The organism is Ferroglobus sp. (assembly GCF_015521575.1).
Taxonomy (GTDB): domain Archaea; phylum Halobacteriota; class Archaeoglobi; order Archaeoglobales; family Archaeoglobaceae; genus Ferroglobus.
In genome coordinates this window covers 1-3542 of sequence record NZ_WANY01000235.1, presented here as the reverse complement: position 1 = coordinate 3542, position 3542 = coordinate 1, and the positions used below count along the sequence as shown (strand labels likewise).

The following is a 3542-nucleotide window of genomic DNA, read 5'->3' as shown; positions in this document are numbered from 1 at the left end:
GTATCCGTTTTTGCTCAAATCCTCAAGCCATTTCTCTATGGACTCTCTGCTCACCGGCGGAAGACCGCAGCATCTCCTTTTTTGATCGAATCTCTCGTAAAACCTTACGAGGTTCTTCTTCTCCTCTTGAACGTAGTTCGTGACGAGGATGATCTCTCCAGCTTTATCAAAAAATTCGGAGTACATGGCATTTACGAATTCAGTTGCTTTCTGTCCAGCTCGTAGTGAAGTATCGTTATGCAGTGTTCAGCCATAAGGCTTTTCGTCGGAATTCCAATTATTTTTTTCGCTTTGCTTAATATAATTTCTTCAAGTTCTCTCGGAACTCCTTTGTGGTCTCCGAGAACGAAAAGACCGTCTTTAGTTTCGAAATTCCTAACGTCTTCTCCGTCCTCTCTGAGGTAATAAACGTCCGAAGCGGTTTCATCGAGCAGCTCCTCAAGACCTTTTTTAGCCACGTAAATTCCCGGAGAGCTCTTCTTCCAGCTTTCATCCGCTTTTGTTTCGAGAGCCTTTCTTATCAATCCAGCTATTCCCCTCTCATCTGGGGGCATGTACTTGACTTCCCTTCCAACTATCTTTATTACTTTAGGAGGATCCGGAGGACCGAGTAAAAGCAAGTAAACGTTCACGTCCCTCCTTATATCGTGGGAGAGAAAGAAAGCTGAGGATACACATCTGCAAAGTATGTCGATTCTTCCCGCTCCCGGCAAGTCGTTCAGGCTGAATTTATCAGTTTTAGCTTTACTCCCTATAATTAGAAATTCTCTCATTCCAACTTTTCTTCAACCAGCCTTTTTATTCTCTTTTTCGGCAGTTCGTTTTCGCAAACCGGAATAACATCGACGTAGTTTCTGTATATCGTTCTCATCCAAGTGCCTATGTAGTGGATGTCGTCAAAGCACACCGGCTTTTTGCAAATTGTGCACCTCCTCCAGCTGACTCCTTCCTCATCCTCTTTAAGCTCCTTTCCGCAGGTAACGCATTTCATAACATCACCTCATAAGCTCTGGATGTTTAGCTAAAACCTCTACGAGATCGCTTGCCGTGAAAATTCCGGTCACTTTTCCCTCCTCAACTACGACGAGCCTCCTTATCTTCATCTCGGCCATTATCTTCGCAGCTTCCTTCACGCTGTAATCTGGAGAGACTGTGATGAGCGGAGTTGTAGCGTATCTTCCTACTTCCCTCTCCAAGCCGTTGTCGGGAAAAACTTTGGACAGAAGATCCCTTTCGGTGAATATACCGTAGATTTCTCCGTTTCTTGAAACCAAAACGCTTCCGATTCTCTTCTCGCCCATAATCTTGCAGACTTCCGAAACTTTGGTCTTCTCGTCCACGACAACAAGGTCTTTTTTCATAACCTCTCCAAGTTTCATGAATTTTATTTCCTCGAAACAGTTTTAACTTTTTTCAAATTAAAATACTGCTGTGAAGATAATTCCCCTCGCTTTCGACTCCTTCGGAGCAAGAAGCATGGCTACCTTCGTGCTCACAAAAGATGTTAGAATAATCATAGATCCCTCCGTTGCTCTCGGTCCAAGGAGATATGGATTGCCGCCTCACGAAAAGGAGATAAGGAGGAAGGAGAAGCTGTGGGAGAAGATAAAGAAGTACGCTGGAAGGGCTGAAATTGTCATCATTACCCACTACCACTACGACCACCACAATCCCCACGAGGTGGAAGTTTTCAGGGATAAAATCGTCTTGATAAAGGATCCGAAAAACAAGATTAACAGAAGCCAGATGGGGAGAAGCGCTTTCTTCCTCAGCCAGATAAAAGATGTTGCGAAGGAAATTACCGTGGCTGATGAGAGGGAATTCGAATTCGGCAACGTTTCGATAAAATTCTCCAAACCCGTTCCCCACGGCACGAATGACAGGCTCGGCTACGTTCTTGAGGTTCTTGTGGAAGAGAAAAGGAGATTTTTGTTTACGAGCGACGTTGAAGGGTTATCTTTAGAAGAGCAGTTTAAAGAGGCTGTTAAATTCGATCCCGATGTTGTTTTCGCCGATGGGCCGATGACGTACATGCTCAACTACAGATTTTCCCAGAAGAGTTTGGAAAGCTCAATAAGAAACCTTGTCAGGCTTATGGAGGAAACGGGGGTTAAGAAGCTTGTTATCGATCATCATCTTACGAGGGATTTGAAGTGGAGGGAAAGAATGGAGGTTGTTTTCGAAAAGGGGGAGGAGCTTGGAGTGAAGGTTCTCTCAGCTGCAAACTTTGCCGGAGTGAAGGAAAATTTACTTGAGGCAAGGAGGAAGGAGCTTTATGAGAGTTAAGATAGGATGTTGCGGATTTTGCATGGCAATGGATAGGTATTTCTCCGAATTCAAACTCGTTGAGGTTCAGAAAACTTTCTATCAGCCGGTGAGCGAGAAAACTTCCAAAAGGTGGAGGGAAAAAGCTCCCGACGATTTTGAATTTGCTGTTAAAGCTTTTCAGAAGATAACCCATCCGCCAAGCAGTCCGACCTTTAAAAGGTACAAAGTAGAAGCTAAGGACTGTGGATTTTTCAAACCCAACGAAGAGGTTTTTGAGGCTTGGGAGATAACGAGAAAGGTGGCTAAAATCCTTAAAGCTAACGTGATTCTCTTCCAAACTCCGAAATCTTTTGCTGAGAGTGAGGAAAACGTGAACAACATGAGGGAGTTCTTCAATTCAGTGGAGAGGGAGTTCATCTTTGCTTGGGAGCCGAGGGGTTGGAGAGAAGAAAGCGTGAGGAAAATTTGCGAGGAGCTTGATCTGGTTCACTGCGTGGATCCGTTCGTGTCGAAGCCGGTTTACGGGAGAATAGTTTACTTAAGACTTCACGGCTCCCACAAGAGGATGTATAAACATAAGTATACGGACGAAGAACTTCTCTGGCTCAAAAAATTCTGCGGGGATTACGATAAGGAAGTTTACGTCCTCTTCAACAACGTTTACATGTGTGAAGACGCTAAGAGGTTTGCTCAATTATTCTGAGAATCTCTCCAAACACTTCCGAAGCTCTTCCCTTAACGAAAATGTCGGCGATTGGCGTTAATGCCGACTCTTCAACGTTAACCTCCGCAACTCTGTTTCCAGCTTTCTTCGCTATTATTGGAAGAGAAGCTGCCGGTTGAACGACTCCGGAAGTGCCGACAACAAGAACATCGTATTTCTCGACAAGCTCTATCGACTTTCTCAGAGCGTCTTCAGGCAGAGCTTCTCCGAACCAAACAACGTTCGGTCGCATCATCGTGCAGCAGAAGGGGATTTCTTTTATCGGCTCCTCAAATCTAATCACTCTTCCGCAAACTTCGCACCGAGCCTCGTCTATCCTTCCGTGGAGGTGTATGATGTTCTTCGATCCGGCTCTCTCATGGAGGTTGTCGACGTTTTGCGTTATCACAGCCTTCACGATTCCCTTCTCCTCAAGCTTCGCTATAGCCAAGTGGGCTTTGTTCGGCTTAGCATTGAAGACCTTCTCCATCCTCCACATGTACCACTCCCACACGAGCTTCGGATTCCTCCTGAAAGCTTCTGGAGTAGCTAATTCCTCTGGCTTGTATTT

At 45.1% G+C, this 3542-nt stretch carries 6 protein-coding genes and 1 pseudogene; 2 read left to right on the top strand and 5 right to left on the bottom strand.

The genetic code is table 11. The features are described from left to right. The 4 genes and pseudogenes from F7C14_RS09480 to F7C14_RS09465 form a co-directional block, all read right to left on the bottom strand. A pseudogene (locus F7C14_RS09480) lies at nucleotides 1-186 on the bottom strand (GNAT family N-acetyltransferase); the annotation flags it as partial. A 5-nt stretch (nucleotides 187-191) separates the two neighbouring features. After that, complete coding sequence (trmY, locus tag F7C14_RS09475; RefSeq protein WP_290902254.1) at nucleotides 192-773, bottom strand: tRNA (pseudouridine(54)-N(1))-methyltransferase TrmY; 582 nt, start codon at nucleotides 771-773, stop codon at nucleotides 192-194. Continuing rightward, nucleotides 770-991 carry a hypothetical protein gene (locus tag F7C14_RS09470; RefSeq protein WP_290902250.1) on the bottom strand — a complete coding sequence of 74 codons (222 nt, stop codon included), beginning with the start codon at nucleotides 989-991 and terminating at the stop codon, nucleotides 770-772. The genes trmY and F7C14_RS09470 overlap by 4 nt, the downstream gene beginning before the upstream one ends. Nucleotides 992-995: 4 nt before the next feature. After that, nucleotides 996-1379: a CBS domain-containing protein gene (locus F7C14_RS09465; protein WP_290902247.1), complete on the bottom strand. Its 384-nt coding sequence runs from the start codon at nucleotides 1377-1379 to the stop codon at nucleotides 996-998. Nucleotides 1380-1431: 52 nt separating this feature from the next. Here F7C14_RS09465 and F7C14_RS09460 point away from each other — a divergent pair, with 52 nt between their 5' ends. Then, the gene (locus F7C14_RS09460) at nucleotides 1432-2286 is read left to right on the top strand and encodes an MBL fold metallo-hydrolase (RefSeq protein ID WP_290902245.1); all 855 of its coding nucleotides are present in this window, start codon (nucleotides 1432-1434) and stop codon (nucleotides 2284-2286) included. Then, nucleotides 2276-2971: a DUF72 domain-containing protein gene (locus tag F7C14_RS09455; RefSeq protein ID WP_290902242.1), complete on the top strand. Its 696-nt coding sequence runs from the start codon at nucleotides 2276-2278 to the stop codon at nucleotides 2969-2971. Before F7C14_RS09460 ends, F7C14_RS09455 begins: the two co-directional genes overlap by 11 nt. Here F7C14_RS09455 and F7C14_RS09450 read toward each other — a convergent pair. Continuing rightward, nucleotides 2946-3542, bottom strand: a 597-nt coding sequence (locus tag F7C14_RS09450) for an NAD-dependent deacylase (RefSeq protein ID WP_290902240.1), incomplete at its 5' end; no start/stop codon positions are given. The two genes, F7C14_RS09455 and F7C14_RS09450, sit on opposite strands and share 26 nt — an antisense overlap.